This is a genomic window from Streptomyces sp. NPDC001137 (genome assembly GCF_040298885.1).
Classification (GTDB): Bacteria; Actinomycetota; Actinomycetes; order Streptomycetales; family Streptomycetaceae; genus Streptomyces.
On sequence record NZ_JBEPBA010000008.1, the window covers coordinates 256,976 to 271,903 of the forward strand.

Consider the following 14,928-nt stretch of genomic DNA (forward strand, 5'->3'; position numbering starts at 1 on the left):
GGCCCTATCCGGCCACGGGGTGCAGCGCGCTCACGGCCGGTCCAGGCGGAGCCGCTCGGCACGCGGCAGCCCGGCGACCACCAGGTCGTAGGAGTCCTCGATGAGCTCCCGAACCAGCCGGTCCGGGAGCTCGCCGTCGACCGTGACGGTGTTCCAGTGGCGCTTGTTCATGTGGTAGCCGGGGATGATCAGGCCCTCGTACTCGCTGCGGAGCCGGATCGCGTCCTCCGGGTCGCACTTGAGATTGACCGTGAGGGGACGGGCATCCAGCCGGCTCAGGGCGAACATCTTGCCCAGCACCTTGAAGACCGAGATGTCCGGGGCGAAGGGGAAGTCCTCCACCGCCGCGTTGAAGGACAGGCAGAAGCCGCGCAGTTCCTCGGGCTTCACTCCTCTTTCGCCTCCTCCCCCGGCGGATCCGCCGGACCCACCGGCTCCACGAGCACGGTCACGATCTTGTTCCGGCGGCCGGCGGCGGCCTCCGCGGTCAGCCGCAGCTCGCGTCCGTCGGGCACCTCCACGACCGCCGACGCCCCGGCGATGGGCACCCGGCCGAGCGCCTTGGCGAGCAGTCCGCCGACGGTCTCCACGTCCTCGTCGTCGTACTCGTCGAGCCCGTACAGCTCGCCCAGGTCGGTGATGTCGAGGCGGGCGGTGACCCGGTAGCGGTCCTCGCCGAGGTCCTCGACCGGCGGCAGTTCACGGTCGTACTCGTCGGTGATCTCGCCGACGATCTCCTCGAGGATGTCCTCGATGGTGACGATGCCGGCCGTGCCGCCGTACTCGTCGATGACGACGGCGACGTGGTTGCGGTCCTGCTGCATCTCGCGCAGCAGATCACCGGCATTCTTGGTGTCGGGCACGAACGCGGCGGGCCGCATGGCCGTCGACACCAGCTCGCTCTCGGCGTCCCGGCTGATGTGCGTCTTGCGGGCCAGGTCCTTCAGATACACGATGCCGACGATGTCGTCCTCGCTCTCCCCGGTGACCGGGATGCGCGAGAAACCCGAGCGCAGCGCGAGGGTGAGGGCCTGGCGGATCGTCTTGTAGCGCTCGATGACGATCAGGTCGGTCCGCGGGACCATGACCTCCCGTACGAGGGTGTCGCCGAGCTCGAAGACCGAGTGCACCATGCGGCGCTCCTCGTCCTCGATCAGCGACTCCGCCTCGGCGAGGTCGACCAGCGCCCGCAGCTCCGCCTCGGACGCGAACGGGCCGCGGCGGAAACCCTTGCCGGGGGTCAGCGCATTGCCGATGAGGATGAGCAGGGACGGGATCGGCCCCATGATCCTGGCCAGCGGCAGCAGCACATACGCCGCGGCCGTCGCCGTGTTCAGCGGATGCTGCCGGCCGATGGTGCGCGGGGAGACACCGACGGCGACGTACGACACCAGGACCATCACGCCGATCGCGGCCAGCAGGGCGCGGGTGGTGCCGGAGAACTCCTGCAGACAGGCGTACGTCACCAGGGCCGCGGCCGCCATCTCGCACGCCACGCGGACCAGCAGCGCGACGTTGAGATAGCGGGTCGGGTCGGCGGCCACCTGGGCCAGCTTCGCGCTGCCGCGCCGGCCGGAGCGTACGGCCTCCTCGGCGCGGAAGCTGGAGACGCGCGCGATACCCGCCTCCGCGCAGGCGGCGAGCCAGGCGACGACGACCAGGGCGATCGCGCCCGCGACGATCTGGGGACTCATGAGACGGTCGGGGCCGGGGACGGACCGGTCAGGCCCTTCTCCGCGCGCCAGCCGTCCACGATCGCCGCCTGCAGACCGAACATCTCGGCCTTCTCGTCGGGCTCCTCGTGGTCGTACCCGAGGAGGTGCAGCACCCCGTGGACGGTGAGCAGCTGGAGCTCCTCGTCCATGGAGTGCTGGGTGTGCGCTTCCTCGCCCTGCTTCTTGGCGACCTCCGGGCAGAGCACGATGTCGCCGAGGAGGCCCTGCGGGGGCTCGTCGTCGTCCTTCGACGGCGGACGAAGCTCGTCCATCGGGAAGGACATGACGTCCGTCGGCCCCGGCAGGTCCATCCACTGGATGTGCAGCTGCTCCATGGCGTCGGCGTCCACGACGATCACCGAGAGCTCGGAGAGCGGGTGGATGCGCATCCGCGCGAGTGCGTAGCGGGCGATGTCGAGGATCGCCTGCTCGTCGACCTCGGTTCCGGACTCGTTGTTGACGTCGATCGACATGGTGCTGCTTGTTCTCCTGCTTTTAAATGTCACAGCCCCTTGTGCCCGGACTGCCTGCCCCGGCCGCCCTTGTGGGTGCCGTTCTCGGTGCCGTGCTGGCTGTCGTACTTCTCGTACGCGTCGACGATACGGCCGACCAGCTTGTGCCGTACGACATCGTGGGACGTGAGGCGCGAGAAGTGGACGTCGTCGAGGCCCTCGAGGATGTCCTGCACCTGGCGCAGGCCCGACTTGGTGCCGGTCGGCAGGTCGACCTGCGTCACGTCACCGGTGATCACGATCTTCGAGTCGAAGCCGAGGCGGGTGAGGAACATCTTCATCTGCTCGGGCGAGGTGTTCTGGGCCTCGTCCAGGATGATGAAGGCGTCGTTCAGCGTGCGGCCCCGCATATAGGCGAGCGGCGCGACCTCGATGGTGCCCGCGGCCATCAGCCGGGGGATCGAGTCCGGGTCGAGCATGTCGTGCAGCGCGTCGTACAGCGGGCGCAGATACGGGTCGATCTTCTCGTAGAGCGTGCCGGGCAGGAAGCCCAGCCGCTCGCCCGCCTCCACCGCGGGCCGGGTCAGGATGATGCGGTTGACCTGCTTGGACTGCAGGGCCTGCACCGCCTTGGCCATGGCCAGGTACGTCTTGCCGGTGCCGGCGGGGCCGATGCCGAAGACGATCGTGTGCTTGTCGATCGCGTCGACGTACCGCTTCTGGTTGAGGGTCTTGGGGCGGATCGTGCGGCCGCGCGAGGAGAGGATGTTCTGGGTGAGGACCTCGGCCGGGGTCTCCTGGCCTTCGCCCTCGCCGTTCTCACTCGCTCTGAGCATCGCGATCGAGCGTTCCACTGCGTCCTCCGTCATCGGTTGCCCGGTGCGGAGCACCAGCATCATCTCGTCGAACAGGCGCTGGACGAGGGCGACTTCCGCGGGCTCGCCGACCGCGCTGATCTCATTGCCCCGGACATGTATGTCGGCTGCCGGGAAGGCCTTCTCGATCACGCGCAGAAGGGAGTCGCCGGACCCCAGAACTGTCACCATGGGGTGCTGGGCGGGGACGGTGAACTGTGCTCTAGCCTGCCCCTGCGCGGGGGTATGAGCTGTGGGTGTCTGAGTCATGGGCCGGCTCTGTAGGCCTTGCTCGTCCTCCTCGAAACGGCACGCCAGCCACGGGGGCTGCCTTGGCGGTTTCAAGGGTACGCCGGGGGACTGACAACGCCGTAGGCCTTTTCCGCAGGCGTTGTTTCACACTGCTCACGGAGCTCAGGCCGACCGGAACCCGATCGTCGGCACGGCCCTGCGCCGCGGCCACGGCCTCGGGGCCTCCCCCTTCGGGATCAGGTGCTCCAGGAACGCATACCGCCGCAGCGCCGTCGGATCCTGCCCCTCCACCGACTGCACCCTGCGCCACCAGGCCGCGATCTCCGACCACCCCGGTGCCGACAGCGAACCCCCGAACTCCTGGACGGACAGCGCGGCCGTCAGCCCCGCGAAGGCCAGCCGGTCCGCCAGCGGCCAGTCCGCGAGCGTGCCGGTGACGAAGCCCGCGACGAACACGTCGCCCGCGCCGGTCGGGTCCAGGGCCTCCACGGCGATCGCGGGGACCTCGGCCGTCTCCCCGGTACGCCGGTCGACGGCGTAGGCGCCCTCCGCACCGAGGGTGACCACCGCGAGCGGAACGTGCTCGGTGAGGGCGTGGGCGGCGGCACGCGGGGAGGCGGCGCCGGTGTACCGCATGGCCTCCTCCGCGTTCGGCAGGAAGGCCTCGCAGTGCTCGAGGTCGGGCAGGCCCGCCAGGTCCCAGGCGCCGGTCTCGTCCCAGCCGACGTCGGCGAAGATGCGGGTGCCTTCCTGTGCGGCCTGCGCGATCCAGGGGGCGCGCTTGCCGGGGGTGAGGGAGGCGACGGCGGCACGCGCGCGGGGCGGGCAGTCGGGGGCGCCGCCCTGGTTGAACACGGTCTCCGGGGGCGGCTCGTGGCCGTGGGAGACCATCGTGCGCTCGCCCTCGTACGCCATCGAGACGGTGACCGAGGAGTGCCAGCCGGGCACCCGGCGCGAGGTGGAGAGGTCGATGCCCTCGCCCTGCTCCAGGGCGTCCCAGCAGTACTCCCCGTAGTGGTCGTCGCCGAAGGCCGCCGCGAGGGAGGTCTTCAGGCCCAGTCGCGCCAGTGCGGTGGCCATGTTGGCGACGCCGCCGGGGCTGGACCCCATCCCGCGCGCCCAGGACTCGGTGCCGCGCACCGGGGCGGAGTCGAGCCCGGTGAAGATGATGTCGAGGAAGACGGGGCCGGTGAGATACACGTCCCAGGGGGGATCGTCCGGCGTGCGCAGGACGGCCAGCGGGTCGACCTGTGCCTGACACTCCGGTCCCGCTGTGACGGGTGCTGGTCCCTTCCCGTTGGACGCGCTCACGGTGCACTCCCTGACATGGTGCGGATCAGGCCAGTGTGCACCATCTTTCAGCCCGTCCGGCGTCTGATCTTTCAGCCCGTCCGGCGTTTGAGGACGAGGCCGTCAGGCCGAAAGGGGGGGTCTGGGGGCGCAGCCCCCAGGGACGGGAAGGGTAGGGGCGGCGGGGGCGCTACCAGCGAGGCACCGCGGGCGTCACCCACCCCGGCTCGGCGACCCGCATCGCCGTCGCGTCGTCCCGCTCGCGCAGCGCCCCGTCGTCGTCCAGCCACCGCTGGTGCAGGAACCGCAGCTTGTCACGGTCGAGCTCGACACCGAGCCCGGGGGCGTCGGAGACGGCGACCTTCCCCCCGTCGAACGTCAGCCGCGCGCCCAGCACGTCCTCCGCCTGCCACGGATAGTGCGAGTCACAGGCATGATGCAGATTCGGCACGGTGGACGCGACATGAGTCATCGCGGCCAGGCTGATCCCGAGGTGGGTGTTGGAGTGCATGGACACCCCCACCCCGAACGTGCAACAGATCGCGGCCAGTTGCTGCGTGTTGCGCAGCCCGCCCCAGTAGTGGTGGTCCGACAGCACCACCTGAACGGCGTCCCGCGTGAACGCCTCCTTGATCTCGGCGAACGTCGTCACGCACATGTTGGTGGCGAGCGGCACCCCGGTGGCGGCGGAGACCTCGGCCATGGCGGCGGTGCCGAGCGCCGGGTCCTCCAGGTATTCGAGGACGTCCCCCAGCTCCTCGGCCACCTTCAGCGAGGTCTGAACGGACCAGGCGCCGTTGGGGTCCAGCCGCAGCGGATGGCCGGGAAACGCCTCCGCGAGAGCCCGTACGGCGGCGATCTCCTCGTCCGGCGGGAAGACACCGCCCTTCAGCTTGAACGACGTGAACCCGTACCGCTCCTTGAAGAGCCGGGCCTGCGCCACGACCCCGGCCGGGTCGAGGGCGGCACCCCAGTCGTCCTTCTCGCAGGCCACCCCCTCGGGGTGGTCGGCCCACTTGTAGAACAGGTAGGCGCTGTACTCGACCGCGTCCCGCACCTTGCCGCCGAGCAGCGCGTGCACCGGCAGGCCGAGCGCCTTGCCGAGGGCGTCGAGACAGGCGACCTCGAAGCCGGAGACGACGGACAGCCGCAGCTTGTCGGCGGTCTGGACGCCGCGCAGCCCGCCGACGTCGATCTGGTTCCGGACCCGCGCGGAGTCCACGGAGACCTCGTCGGCGATCGCGAACAGGCCGTTCAGATCACTGACTTGACGTCCTTTCAGCTTCTCGGCGAAGGGCCGGGCGAGCTCCAGGTACTTGGTGTCGCCGTAGGTCTCGCCGACACCCGTGATGCCGTCGGCCGTCACCACCTCCACGATCAGTCGCGGGGTGTACGGCTGGTGGACGCCCTGGGTGTTGAGGAGGGGCGGGTCCGCGACCAGGATCGGAGTCAGCCGTACGTCGGTGATGGTGAGGTTCACAGCGCGGCTCCTACGAGGTCGAGTCCGGTGGTGAGCAGGGCTTCGAGGTCGGCCAGGTCGCCGGCCGAGGGGTCGGTGAGCGGGGCGCGCACCGGGCCGACGGGGCGGCCGCGCAGCCGGGCCGCCGCCTTGACCAGCGACACGGCGTATCCCGGTACGCGGTCGCGCAGCTCCACGAGCGGGACGTAGAAGTCACGCAGCAGCCGCTCCACCGCCTTGTCGTCACTGTCCCGCAGGGCCGCGAAGAAGGCGTTCGCGATCTCGGGGGCGAAGGCGTGCACGGCGGAGGAGTAGGCGGGGATGCCGACGGTGGCGTAGGCCCGGGCCTGGATCTCGGCGGTGGACGCGCCGTTGAAGAAGAGGAAGCCCTCGGGCGCCGCGAGCGTCAGGCGCTGCAGGCGGTCGAGGTCGCTGTGGCCGTCCTTGAGGCCGATGACGTTCGGTAGGGCCGCGATCCGCCTCAGGGAAGCTGCCGTGTAGGCGACCTGGCCGCGCTGGTAGACGATGAGCGGCAGCCGGGTGCGGGCGGCGAGCTGCTCCACCTGTGCGACCAGGCCCTCCTGCGGGGCGGCGACCAGGTAGTGCGGCAGGACGAGCAGCGCGTCGGCGCCGGCCTCCTCGGCGATGCGGGCGAACCGGACGGCCTGCGCCCAGCCGTACCCGATCCCGGGGACCACGGGCAGACGCCCTCCCGCCTCCTCGACGGCGATGGCCACGACCTGCCGGTACTCCTCCTCGTCCAGCGAGAAGAACTCGCCCGTGCCGCAGGCGGGGAAGACGGCGCCGGGGCCGGTGGCGATCTGCGCCGCGACATGGGCGCGGAAGCCCTCCGGGTCGAGCGAGCCGTCTTCGTGGAAGGACGTCAGCGGGAAGGAGAGCACCCCTCTCTCCATCCCGTCGCGCAGCCTCCGCGCTGCTGTCTCCGCCTCACCCGTCACGACGTCTCCCCATATAGATGTCATCCATGTATGAAAACAGAGTCTAGATATGCGAACATCGGCCGTCAACGGTCCGGCAGAGGGGCCGACTAACATCGCCCCATGCCGGACACAGGTGGTGGCGTACGCGAGGTGAAGTCCGCCGCGCGGACGGTCGAACTGCTGGAGTTGCTCGCCGCGCGCGGCGACCGACCGGCACGGCTGCAGGAGCTGGCGGACGAGCTGGGCGTGCCGCGCAGCTCGATGTACGCGCTGCTGCAGACCCTGATCAGCAGGGGCTGGGTGCGTACGGACGTCACCGGCTCGCTCTACGGCATCGGAATCCACGCCCTGCTCACCGGCACGAGCTACCTCGACTCCGACCCGCGCGTGCGGCTCGTACGGCCGTATCTCGACGAGGCGTCCGAGGCGCTGGGCGAGACGATCCACATGGGGCGGCTCGACGGACAGGACGTGGCGTATCTGGCCACGCGGGAGTCCCACGAGTATCTGCGGACCATCAGCCGCGTCGGCCGCCGGCTGCCCGCGCACGCGGGCGCGCTGGGCAAGGCGCTGCTGGCCGAGCGGGACGACGAGGAGCTGCCCGAGGGGCCGTACCAGGCGCTCACCCCGAACACGCACACCGGCCGGGAATCACTGGCGGCGGATCTCGCGCGGGTTCGCGTCCGCGGTTACTCGGTCGACCGCGAGGAGGGCGTGGCCAAAATCGCCGGTTTCGGCTTCGCGCTGCGCTACGACACCCCCGCCCAGGACGCGATCAGCTGCTCGGTTCCGGTGGCCCGGCTGACGCCGGAACACGAGGAGCGGATCGTGGCGGTGATGCGGGAGATCCGCCTGAAGATCGAGGCGACGGCACCGGGTGCGGGAGGCTCCGCGCACTGGCGTTGAGGCGCACGGCCAGGGCAGTTGGGGCGCTCGTCTACCCGACCCCTCCAGCCCCAAACGCAACGTGCGCCACATCACACCCCCCGCGCTTCTTTCCCGAACCGCGTGCTTGATACAAATTCTCCGCGCGTTCCTGTCAGTCGACGGTCGTCGCCCAACCCCTTCTTGAGCCGCTTCTTTCGCATGCCCTGGGAACGCCCGTGTCCGCCCCTCGCACCACCGCCTGGCCCCTCGTCGCCCTTTTCACGGCCGGGTACCTCGCTCCGTATCTGCTGCCGACGACCGTCGGACGGCTCGACTCGGGGCTTCCGCTCTCCGCGACCGAGGCGGGCGCCATCGGCAGCGCGCTGCTGCTGAGTTCGGCCGCTGCCGGCTTCCTGCTGGCCTCCCGCGTCGACCGCATCGGCCCGCGCGCCCTGGCCCGCCTCGGTCTCGTGCTCGCGGTCGTCGGCTACGGCGGCGCCGCGCTCACCCATGCCGTCCCCGCGGTCGTCGCGGGCGCGCTCGTCGGCGGCTTCGGCTCCGGTACGGCGACAACGGTCGCCGCGACCGGGATCGCCGCCGAGGCGGACCCGCACCGGACGACCACGCTGGGCCTGCTCGGTGTCTCCGCGCTCGCGGGTGCCGTCTATCTGGCGGTCCCCCACCTGGGCGCGGGCCACGGGCAGCCGCTCGCCGCGCTCGCGCTCACCGCGCTCGCCGTCTGGCCGCTCACCGGCCGGCTCCCGGTCCGCACGGCGGTCGCGCACAGCCCGCTCGACGGCACCCGCCTCCCCCATCGGCGTTCCGGTCTGGTCCTCGCCCTCGTCATGTTCTGCTGGTCGCTCGCGCAGAACGCGCTGTGGGGTGTCAGCGGCCGTATCGGCCTGGCCCAGGCGCATCTCGCGGAGGCCACCGTCGGTGCCGTCTTCGCGGTGGCGCTCGGCGCGGGGCTGCTCGGGGTCGTGTGCGCGGGGGCGGTCGGGCCGCGGTTCGGCCGTGCGCTGCCCATCGGGGCGGGAACGGCGCTGATCTCCGGCTGCATCGTGCTCAGCGCGTCCGCGACCGACCTGACCAGCTTCGCGAGCGGTGAGATCGCCTGGAACGTGCTCTACCCGGTCGTCCTGTCGTATGTGATCGGCCTGGCCGCCTCCCTGGACCCCCGCGGCCGCTGGGCGGTCCTCGTCGGCTCGGCGTCCTCCCTGGGAACGGCGGCGGGCCCGCTGACCGGCAGCGTGCTGGCGGCACAGGCGGGGTTCCCGGTGATGGGCGCGGTCCTGGCCGTGGGACTGCTGGTGATCACCGTCCCGATGACCGTGGTTGCTGTTTCGGGCCGTCCGGCGGTGGCGGGCATCTCAGCCCGTCTGGGGGTCCCCCCTCTGGGGGAGTTTGAGGACGAGGCCGTTCAGGCCGAAAGCGGGGGTCTGGGGGCGCAGCCCCCAGCGACGCCCGCAACACCCCCGGCGCCGGACTTCACCACCGCCGCCTAGAACTCGTACGCCTCCACCTCGGAGAGATACCGCGCCCGGCGCTCCTCGTCGTCCTCCAGGAAGGACGCGAGGAAGGAGTTGCGGGCCAGTTCGCGCAGGCGGTCCTCGGTCAGGCGAAGAGTGCCCTGTACGGCCTCGAAGTTGTCGCCGACGTAGCCGCCGAAGTACGCGGGGTCGTCGGAGTTGACCGTGCACACCAATCCCGCGTCCAGCATGGCCGGCAGCGGGTGGTCGGCGAGGGTGTCGACCGTCCGGAGGCGGACATTGGACAGGGGGCACAGCGTCAGCGGGATGCGCTCCCGGACCAGCCGCTCGACCAGCTCGGGGGATTCCATGCACCGCAGGCCGTGGTCCACGCGCTCCACGCCGAGCACGTCCAGGGCCTCGGTGATGTACTCCGGCGGCCCCTCCTCCCCGGCGTGCGCCACCCGGCGCAGACCGAGCGCGGCGGCGGCCTCGTAGACCTCGCGGAACTTCACCGGCGGGTGCCCGACCTCGGCGGAGTCGAGGCCGACGCCGGTGATCCGGTCCAGGTAGGGCTTCGCGGCCTCCAGGGTCCGCAGCGCCGACTCGGCGGACTCGTCCCGCAGGAAGCACATGATCAGCCGGGTGGAGATGCCGTGCACCGACTCGCTGTGCCCAAGCGCCCGCCACAGCCCCTCGACGACCGTGCCCATGCCCACGCCCCGCGCGAGGTGCGCCTGCGGGTCGAAGAAGATCTCCGCGTGCCGCACGCCCTGCGCGGCGGCGCGGGCCAGGTAGGCGTTCGCGAGGTCCTCGAAGTCCCGCTCGGTCCGCAGGACGGCCATGAGCTCGTAGTACAGGTTCAGGAAGGACTGGAGGTCCTCGAACTGGTACGCCTTGCGGAGCTCGCCGGTGTCGGCGTACGGCAGCTCGACGCCGTTGCGGGCGGCCAGCTCGAACGCGAGCTCCGGCTCCAAGGTGCCTTCGATGTGCAGGTGCAGTTCAGCTTTGGGGAGGGGCATCAAAGCATCGTACGGGCGCCTTACCGGCGTTTCGGAACCGGCACCCGCAGAAGATCGTGCGCGACCGTCAGCTCGCCCTCGAAGCCCGCCGCCCGCGCCTGCCGCTCGAACTCTCCCCCAGACTCCGTCCGGGAGGTGCCCCCAGGTTCTGTGTAGCGCTGGCTGAAGTGCGTGAGCACGAGGTGCCGTACGCCCGCGTCCCGCGCCACCGCCGCCGCCTGGCCCGCGGTCAGATGGCCGTGCTCGACCGCGAGGTGGGTGTCCTCGTCGAGGAACGTGGACTCGATGACGAGCATGTCGCAGTCCTCGGCGAGCGCATGCACCCCCTCGCACAGTCGGGTGTCCATGACGAACGCGAACCGCTGGCCGCGGCGCACCTCGCTGACCTCCTCCAGGGACACCCCGCCGAGCGCGCCCGCCCGCTGGAGACGGCCGACGTCCGGGCCCTTGATGCCGTGCGCGGCGAGGCGGTCGGGGAGCATCCGGCGGCCGTCGGGTTCGGTCAGCCGGTAGCCGTAGGACTCCACGGGATGGGAGAGCTTGCGGGCTTCGAGGGTGTACGAGGGCGTGACGGCCAGGGGGCCGTCGGTGTCGACCGGGGCCTCGGTGAGGTCGACCGTCTCGCGGTAGGCGGTGGCGTACCGCAGACGGTTGAAGAAGCGCTGCCCGGAGCGCGGGTAGTGCGCGGTGATCTCGTGCGGGACCCGGTCGAGGTTGATGCGCTGGATGACACCCGCGAGGCCGAGGGAGTGGTCGCCGTGGAAGTGGGTGACGCAGATCCGGTTGAGGTCGTGCGCGGCGGCCCCGGCCCGCAGCATCTGGCGCTGTGTGCCCTCGCCGGGGTCGAACAGGATGCCCTCGCCGTCCCAGAGCAGCAGATAGCCGTTGTGGTTGCGGTGCCGGGTGGGGACCTGGCTGGCGGTGCCGAGGACCACCAATTCACGTACGGACACGGTCGGTTATCCGGGGGGCCACTGCAGACCGCGGCCGCCGAGGACGTGCGCGTGGGCGTGCCAGACGGTCTGGCCTGCGCCGGCGCCCGTGTTGAAGACGATGCGGTAGCTCTCCAGCTTGTCCTCGTCGGCGACGGACTGCGCCTGACGGAGCACGTCGGCGGCGAGTTCCGGCGCGCCGGCGGCGAGCGCGGCGGCGTTCTCGTAGTGCGCCTTGGGGATCACCAGGACATGGGTGGGCGCCTGGGGGTTGATGTCCCGGAAGGCGACGGTGGTCTCCGTCTCGCGGACGATCGTCGCCGGCACATGCCCCGCGACGATCTTGCAGAACAGGCAGTCGTCCTGCGGCTCCCCTGCCATGTGGTCTCCTCAAGCCGGTTGATCGATCACGCTGATCGAGTACGGGGGCATCGTATCGAGGGACGTCAGTCCAGGCTCGGGGGTGTCTTGGCGGGGGTCTCCTCCAGGGCGGCCAGCGCGAGGCGGATCGCCTCGTCCAGCTGGACGTCCCGTCCCGCCGCGTAGTCCTGCGGCCGCTGGACCACCTCCACGTCCGGGTCCACCCCGCGGTTCTCGACGTCCCAGCCGTAACCCTCCAGCCAGAAGGCGTACTTGGGCTGGGTGACGAGCGTGCCGTCGACCAGGCGGTAGCGGCTGTCGATGCCGATGACACCGCCCCAGGTCCGGGTGCCGACGACCGGGCCGATGCCGAGCGCCTTGATGGCCGCGTTGACGATGTCGCCGTCGGAGCCGGAGAACTCGTTGGCCACGGCGACCACAGGGCCGCGCGGCGCGTCCGCCGGGTAGCTGTACGGCCGCAGGCCGCGCGGCACGGCCCAGCCGACGATCCGCCGCGCCAGCTTCTCGACGACGAGCTGGGAGGTGTGGCCGCCCCGGTTCTCCCGGACGTCTACGACCAGTCCCTCCCGGGCCACCTCGACGCGCAGGTCCCGGTGGATCTGGGCCCAGCCCGGCGCCTGCATGTCGGGGACGTGCAGATAGCCGATCCGCCCGCCGGACCTCTCGTGGACGTAGGCCCGCCGGTCCGCGACCCACGCGTGGTACCGCAGCGGCTCCTCGTCCGCGACCGGCACGACCACCGCGTGCCGCACCTCGCCTCCGCCGGACGGGGAGATCGTCAGCTCGACCGGCTTGCCCGCCGTGCCGACGAGCAGCGGTCCGGGGCCGGTCACCGGGTCCACCGGCTGCCCGCCCACCGCGGCGATCGCGTCCCCGGCCCGCACCGCGACGCCCGGCGCGGCCAGCGGGGAGCGGGCGTCGGGGTCGGAGGTCTCGGTCGGCAGGATGCGGTCGATACGCCAACTGCCGTCCTTGTGACGGGAGATGTCGGCACCGAGGAGCCCCTGCCGGGGCCCGTTGCCGTATCCGCCGTAGGGCATCACATAGGCGTGCGAGGTGCCGAGCTCGCCGTGCACCTCCCACAGGAGGTCCACGAGGTCGTCGTGGGTGGCCACACGGTCCAGGACCGGCCGGTAGCGGTCGAGTACGCCGGCCCAGTCGACTCCGCTCATGTCCGGCCGCCAGAAGTGGTCCCGCATGATGCGGCCGGTCTCCTCGTACATCTGCCGCCACTCGGCCGAGGGATCGACGGTCTGCCGCACCCGGGTCAGGTCGACGGTGATGTTGGTGTCGCTGGCGTCGTCGTTGGACGCGCGCCGGTCGCTGGGTACGACCTTCAGCCGTCCGTCGGTCCACAGCAGGACGCGCTTGCCGTCGCCGCTGACCCGGAAGTGGTCGGCATCGGCGGCGAGGTGCTCCAGGCGGTGCTGGACGAGGTCGTAGCGCTCCAGCTCGGTCTTGGGGTCGGGATCGTCGGGGGTGGCCCTGGACACCCCGAGGACACCCTGCACCGGATGGCGCAGCCACAGCACGCCGTCCTTCGCGGCCCGCAGGTTCGAGTAGCGGGCGGCCTCGACCGGGAAGGGCACGATCCGGTCGGCGAGGCCTTCGAGGTCGATGCGGGTGGCCGGGGTGCCCTCGCTGTCGGGGGTCTCGTCCTTGTCGGGGGTGTCGAAGGGGCGTCCGTGCCGCTGCGGGCCGAAGGGCGAGGGTGTGGTCGCCGCGAGGGTGATCAGGTGCGGGCGGTCGCCGACCACGAAGGCGAGGTCGAAGACGTGCTCGTCGTAGACCGGGTCGAAGGAGCGGTTGGAGAGGAAGGCGAGGTGTTTGCCGTCGAGGGTGAAGGCGGGCGAGTAGTCCCGGAAACGCAGCGGGGTCGCCTCGGTGACCGTCAGGTCGGTGGTGTGGGCGACGCGGAGCTGGCGCAGCGGGCGCGGGCCGGGGTGGGACCAGGCGAGCCAGGCCGAGTCGGGCGAGAAGACCAGGCCGGTGACGTCCCCGTGCTCGCTGCGGTCGATCTCGCGGACCTCGCCGGTCTCCCGCTCGACGAGCAGAACGCGTCCGTCGTGCGCGGCGACCGCGGCCCGGCTGCCGTCGGGTGCCATGGCGAGCCCGAGGACGCGGCCGAGCTGCCCGGCGGCGAGACGGCGCGGGGTGGCGCCGGGTGCCAGGCCGGTGGCGGGCGCGAACTCCAGGGCGTCCTCGCCCTCCGCGTCCGTCACCCACACCACCCACTCCTCGCCATCGGCGCGGAAGGTGCGCGGCAGCCGGGCCCGTACGCCGGGTTCGGCGGCCAGCACGCGGGTGGGACCGGAGCGGTGCGTGACCCAGTGGACGGCTCCGCGCACGGCGACCGCGCTGCCGCGTGCGGAGTGGTCGGGAGAGGCCGATCCGAACCAGCGGGCGGCGTTCACGGCGAACGGCTGCCGGTCGGCGCGCTGCCCGCCGAGCCGGATGTCGAGCCTGCGGGGCTCGGCGCCTTCGAGGTCGTCGAGGACCCACAGCTCACCGGCCGAGGAGTAGACCACCCGCGCGCCGTCGCCGGAGGCGTGCCGGGCGTAGAAGCCGTCGAGGGGGGTGTGCCGGCGCAGGTCGGAGCCGTCGGCGAGGGAAGAGTACACCGCCCCGACGCCCTCGTGGTCGGACAGGAAGGCGATGCGCTCCCCCGCCCACACCGGGAACTCCAGGTTCCCGTGCAGCTCTTCATGCAGTCGTACGAACTCGCCCTGCCCGTCCCGGTCGATCCACAGCTTGCCCGCCGTGCCCCCGCGATACCGCTTCCACCAGGCGGCCTCGCGCCCCATCGGTGCGGACAGCAGGACGGTGCTCGGCCCGTGGGCGACATGCCCGACGCGGCCGTACGGCAGGACGGTGGAGGGTCCGCCGTCGAGCGGGACGGCATGCGCCCAGCTGCGGCGCAGGTTCGCCTGGCCGTGCGTGGTGATCGCGAGGACCTGTCCGTCCGGGGTCCAGCCGCGCACCTGGGTGCGCCAACTGCCCCAGTGGGTCAGCCGCTTGGAGGGCCCGCCCGCGACCGGGGCGATGTGCACCTCGGGGGCGCCGTCGCGGGTGGAGGTCCAGGCGACGGTCGTGCCGTCGGGTGAGATGCGGGGCAGGGTGACCGGTGTGTGGTCCGCGCTGACCCGCCAGGCGCGTCCGCCGTCGACGGGGGCGAGCCACACGTCGTCCTCTGCCGTGAAGGCGACCAACTCGCCCCGCAGATGCGGAAACCGGAGATAGGCAGGCGTCACAGGCTGCGTCACCCGATCACTGTACGCAGGGGCACCGCCCCAG

General features: G+C 71.6%; 13 protein-coding genes. 2 read left to right on the forward strand and 11 right to left on the reverse strand.

Going from position 1 to position 14,928, the window contains the following annotated elements; translation table 11 throughout:
- Positions 1 to 30: 30 nt before the first annotated feature.
- The 7 genes from ABT254_RS18570 to ABT254_RS18600 form a co-directional block, all read right to left on the reverse strand.
- Positions 31 to 390, reverse strand: a complete 360-nt coding sequence (locus tag ABT254_RS18570; RefSeq protein WP_351470813.1) for an MmcQ/YjbR family DNA-binding protein — start codon at positions 388 to 390, stop codon at positions 31 to 33.
- Positions 387 to 1,694, reverse strand: coding sequence for a hemolysin family protein (locus tag ABT254_RS18575; RefSeq protein ID WP_351470816.1), 1,308 nt, complete (start codon positions 1,692 to 1,694; stop codon positions 387 to 389). The genes ABT254_RS18570 and ABT254_RS18575 overlap by 4 nt, the downstream gene beginning before the upstream one ends.
- Entirely contained in the window at positions 1,691 to 2,188 is a 498-nt protein-coding gene (gene ybeY / locus ABT254_RS18580) for an rRNA maturation RNase YbeY (protein ID WP_030934120.1), read from the reverse strand. The genes ABT254_RS18575 and ybeY overlap by 4 nt, the downstream gene beginning before the upstream one ends.
- Positions 2,189 to 2,217: 29 nt before the next feature.
- Positions 2,218 to 3,291 carry a PhoH family protein gene (locus ABT254_RS18585; RefSeq protein WP_351470820.1) on the reverse strand — a complete coding sequence of 358 codons (1,074 nt, stop codon included), beginning with the start codon at positions 3,289 to 3,291 and terminating at the stop codon, positions 2,218 to 2,220.
- Positions 3,292 to 3,435: 144 nt separating this feature from the next.
- On the reverse strand, positions 3,436 to 4,584 hold the full coding sequence (locus ABT254_RS18590) for a carbohydrate kinase family protein (protein ID WP_351470823.1): 1,149 nt from the start codon (positions 4,582 to 4,584) through the stop codon (positions 3,436 to 3,438).
- Between the two features lie 169 nt (positions 4,585 to 4,753).
- Positions 4,754 to 6,043 (reverse strand): glucarate dehydratase family protein, encoded by a 1,290-nt coding sequence (locus ABT254_RS18595; protein ID WP_351470826.1) that lies wholly within the window; start codon positions 6,041 to 6,043, stop codon positions 4,754 to 4,756.
- Positions 6,040 to 7,005 carry a 5-dehydro-4-deoxyglucarate dehydratase gene (locus tag ABT254_RS18600; RefSeq protein ID WP_351470829.1) on the reverse strand — a complete coding sequence of 322 codons (966 nt, stop codon included), beginning with the start codon at positions 7,003 to 7,005 and terminating at the stop codon, positions 6,040 to 6,042. The genes ABT254_RS18595 and ABT254_RS18600 overlap by 4 nt, the downstream gene beginning before the upstream one ends.
- A gap of 78 nt (positions 7,006 to 7,083) precedes the next feature.
- Here ABT254_RS18600 and ABT254_RS18605 point away from each other — a divergent pair, with 78 nt between their 5' ends.
- Together ABT254_RS18605 and ABT254_RS18610 are read left to right on the forward strand one after the other, a co-directional pair.
- On the forward strand, positions 7,084 to 7,869 hold the full coding sequence (locus tag ABT254_RS18605; protein ID WP_351470832.1) for an IclR family transcriptional regulator: 786 nt from the start codon (positions 7,084 to 7,086) through the stop codon (positions 7,867 to 7,869).
- Between the two features lie 197 nt (positions 7,870 to 8,066).
- Positions 8,067 to 9,335, forward strand: a complete 1,269-nt coding sequence (locus tag ABT254_RS18610) for an MFS transporter (RefSeq protein WP_351470835.1) — start codon at positions 8,067 to 8,069, stop codon at positions 9,333 to 9,335.
- Here ABT254_RS18610 and ABT254_RS18615 read toward each other — a convergent pair.
- The 4 genes from ABT254_RS18615 to ABT254_RS18630 all read right to left on the reverse strand — a co-directional run bounded on the left by ABT254_RS18615 (position 9,332) and on the right by ABT254_RS18630 (position 14,897).
- Positions 9,332 to 10,321: an adenosine deaminase gene (locus ABT254_RS18615; RefSeq protein WP_351470837.1), complete on the reverse strand. Its 990-nt coding sequence runs from the start codon at positions 10,319 to 10,321 to the stop codon at positions 9,332 to 9,334. The genes ABT254_RS18610 and ABT254_RS18615 overlap by 4 nt on opposite strands.
- Positions 10,322 to 10,341: 20 nt before the next feature.
- Positions 10,342 to 11,274, reverse strand: a complete 933-nt coding sequence (locus tag ABT254_RS18620; protein WP_351470840.1) for a ribonuclease Z — start codon at positions 11,272 to 11,274, stop codon at positions 10,342 to 10,344.
- 6 nt (positions 11,275 to 11,280) lie between these two features.
- A complete protein-coding gene (locus ABT254_RS18625; RefSeq protein ID WP_351470843.1) occupies positions 11,281 to 11,634 on the reverse strand; it encodes a histidine triad nucleotide-binding protein in 354 nt (117 codons plus the stop codon).
- A gap of 65 nt (positions 11,635 to 11,699) precedes the next feature.
- The gene (locus ABT254_RS18630; protein ID WP_351470846.1) at positions 11,700 to 14,897 is read right to left on the reverse strand and encodes a S41 family peptidase; all 3,198 of its coding nucleotides are present in this window, start codon (positions 14,895 to 14,897) and stop codon (positions 11,700 to 11,702) included.
- Positions 14,898 to 14,928: the final 31 nt, after the last annotated feature.

Coding starts and splice junctions, on each gene's coding strand:
- ABT254_RS18575 (WP_351470816.1), bottom strand. CDS start 1,694: ATGAGTCCCCAGATCGTCGCGGGCGCGATCGCCCTGGTCGTCGTCGCC.
- ybeY (WP_030934120.1), bottom strand. CDS start 2,188: ATGTCGATCGACGTCAACAACGAGTCCGGAACCGAGGTCGACGAGCAG.
- ABT254_RS18585 (WP_351470820.1), bottom strand. CDS start 3,291: ATGACTCAGACACCCACAGCTCATACCCCCGCGCAGGGGCAGGCTAGA.
- ABT254_RS18600 (WP_351470829.1), bottom strand. CDS start 7,005: ATGACATCTATATGGGGAGACGTCGTGACGGGTGAGGCGGAGACAGCA.
- ABT254_RS18605 (WP_351470832.1), top strand. CDS start 7,084: ATGCCGGACACAGGTGGTGGCGTACGCGAGGTGAAGTCCGCCGCGCGG.
- ABT254_RS18615 (WP_351470837.1), bottom strand. CDS start 10,321: ATGCCCCTCCCCAAAGCTGAACTGCACCTGCACATCGAAGGCACCTTG.
- ABT254_RS18625 (WP_351470843.1), bottom strand. CDS start 11,634: ATGGCAGGGGAGCCGCAGGACGACTGCCTGTTCTGCAAGATCGTCGCG.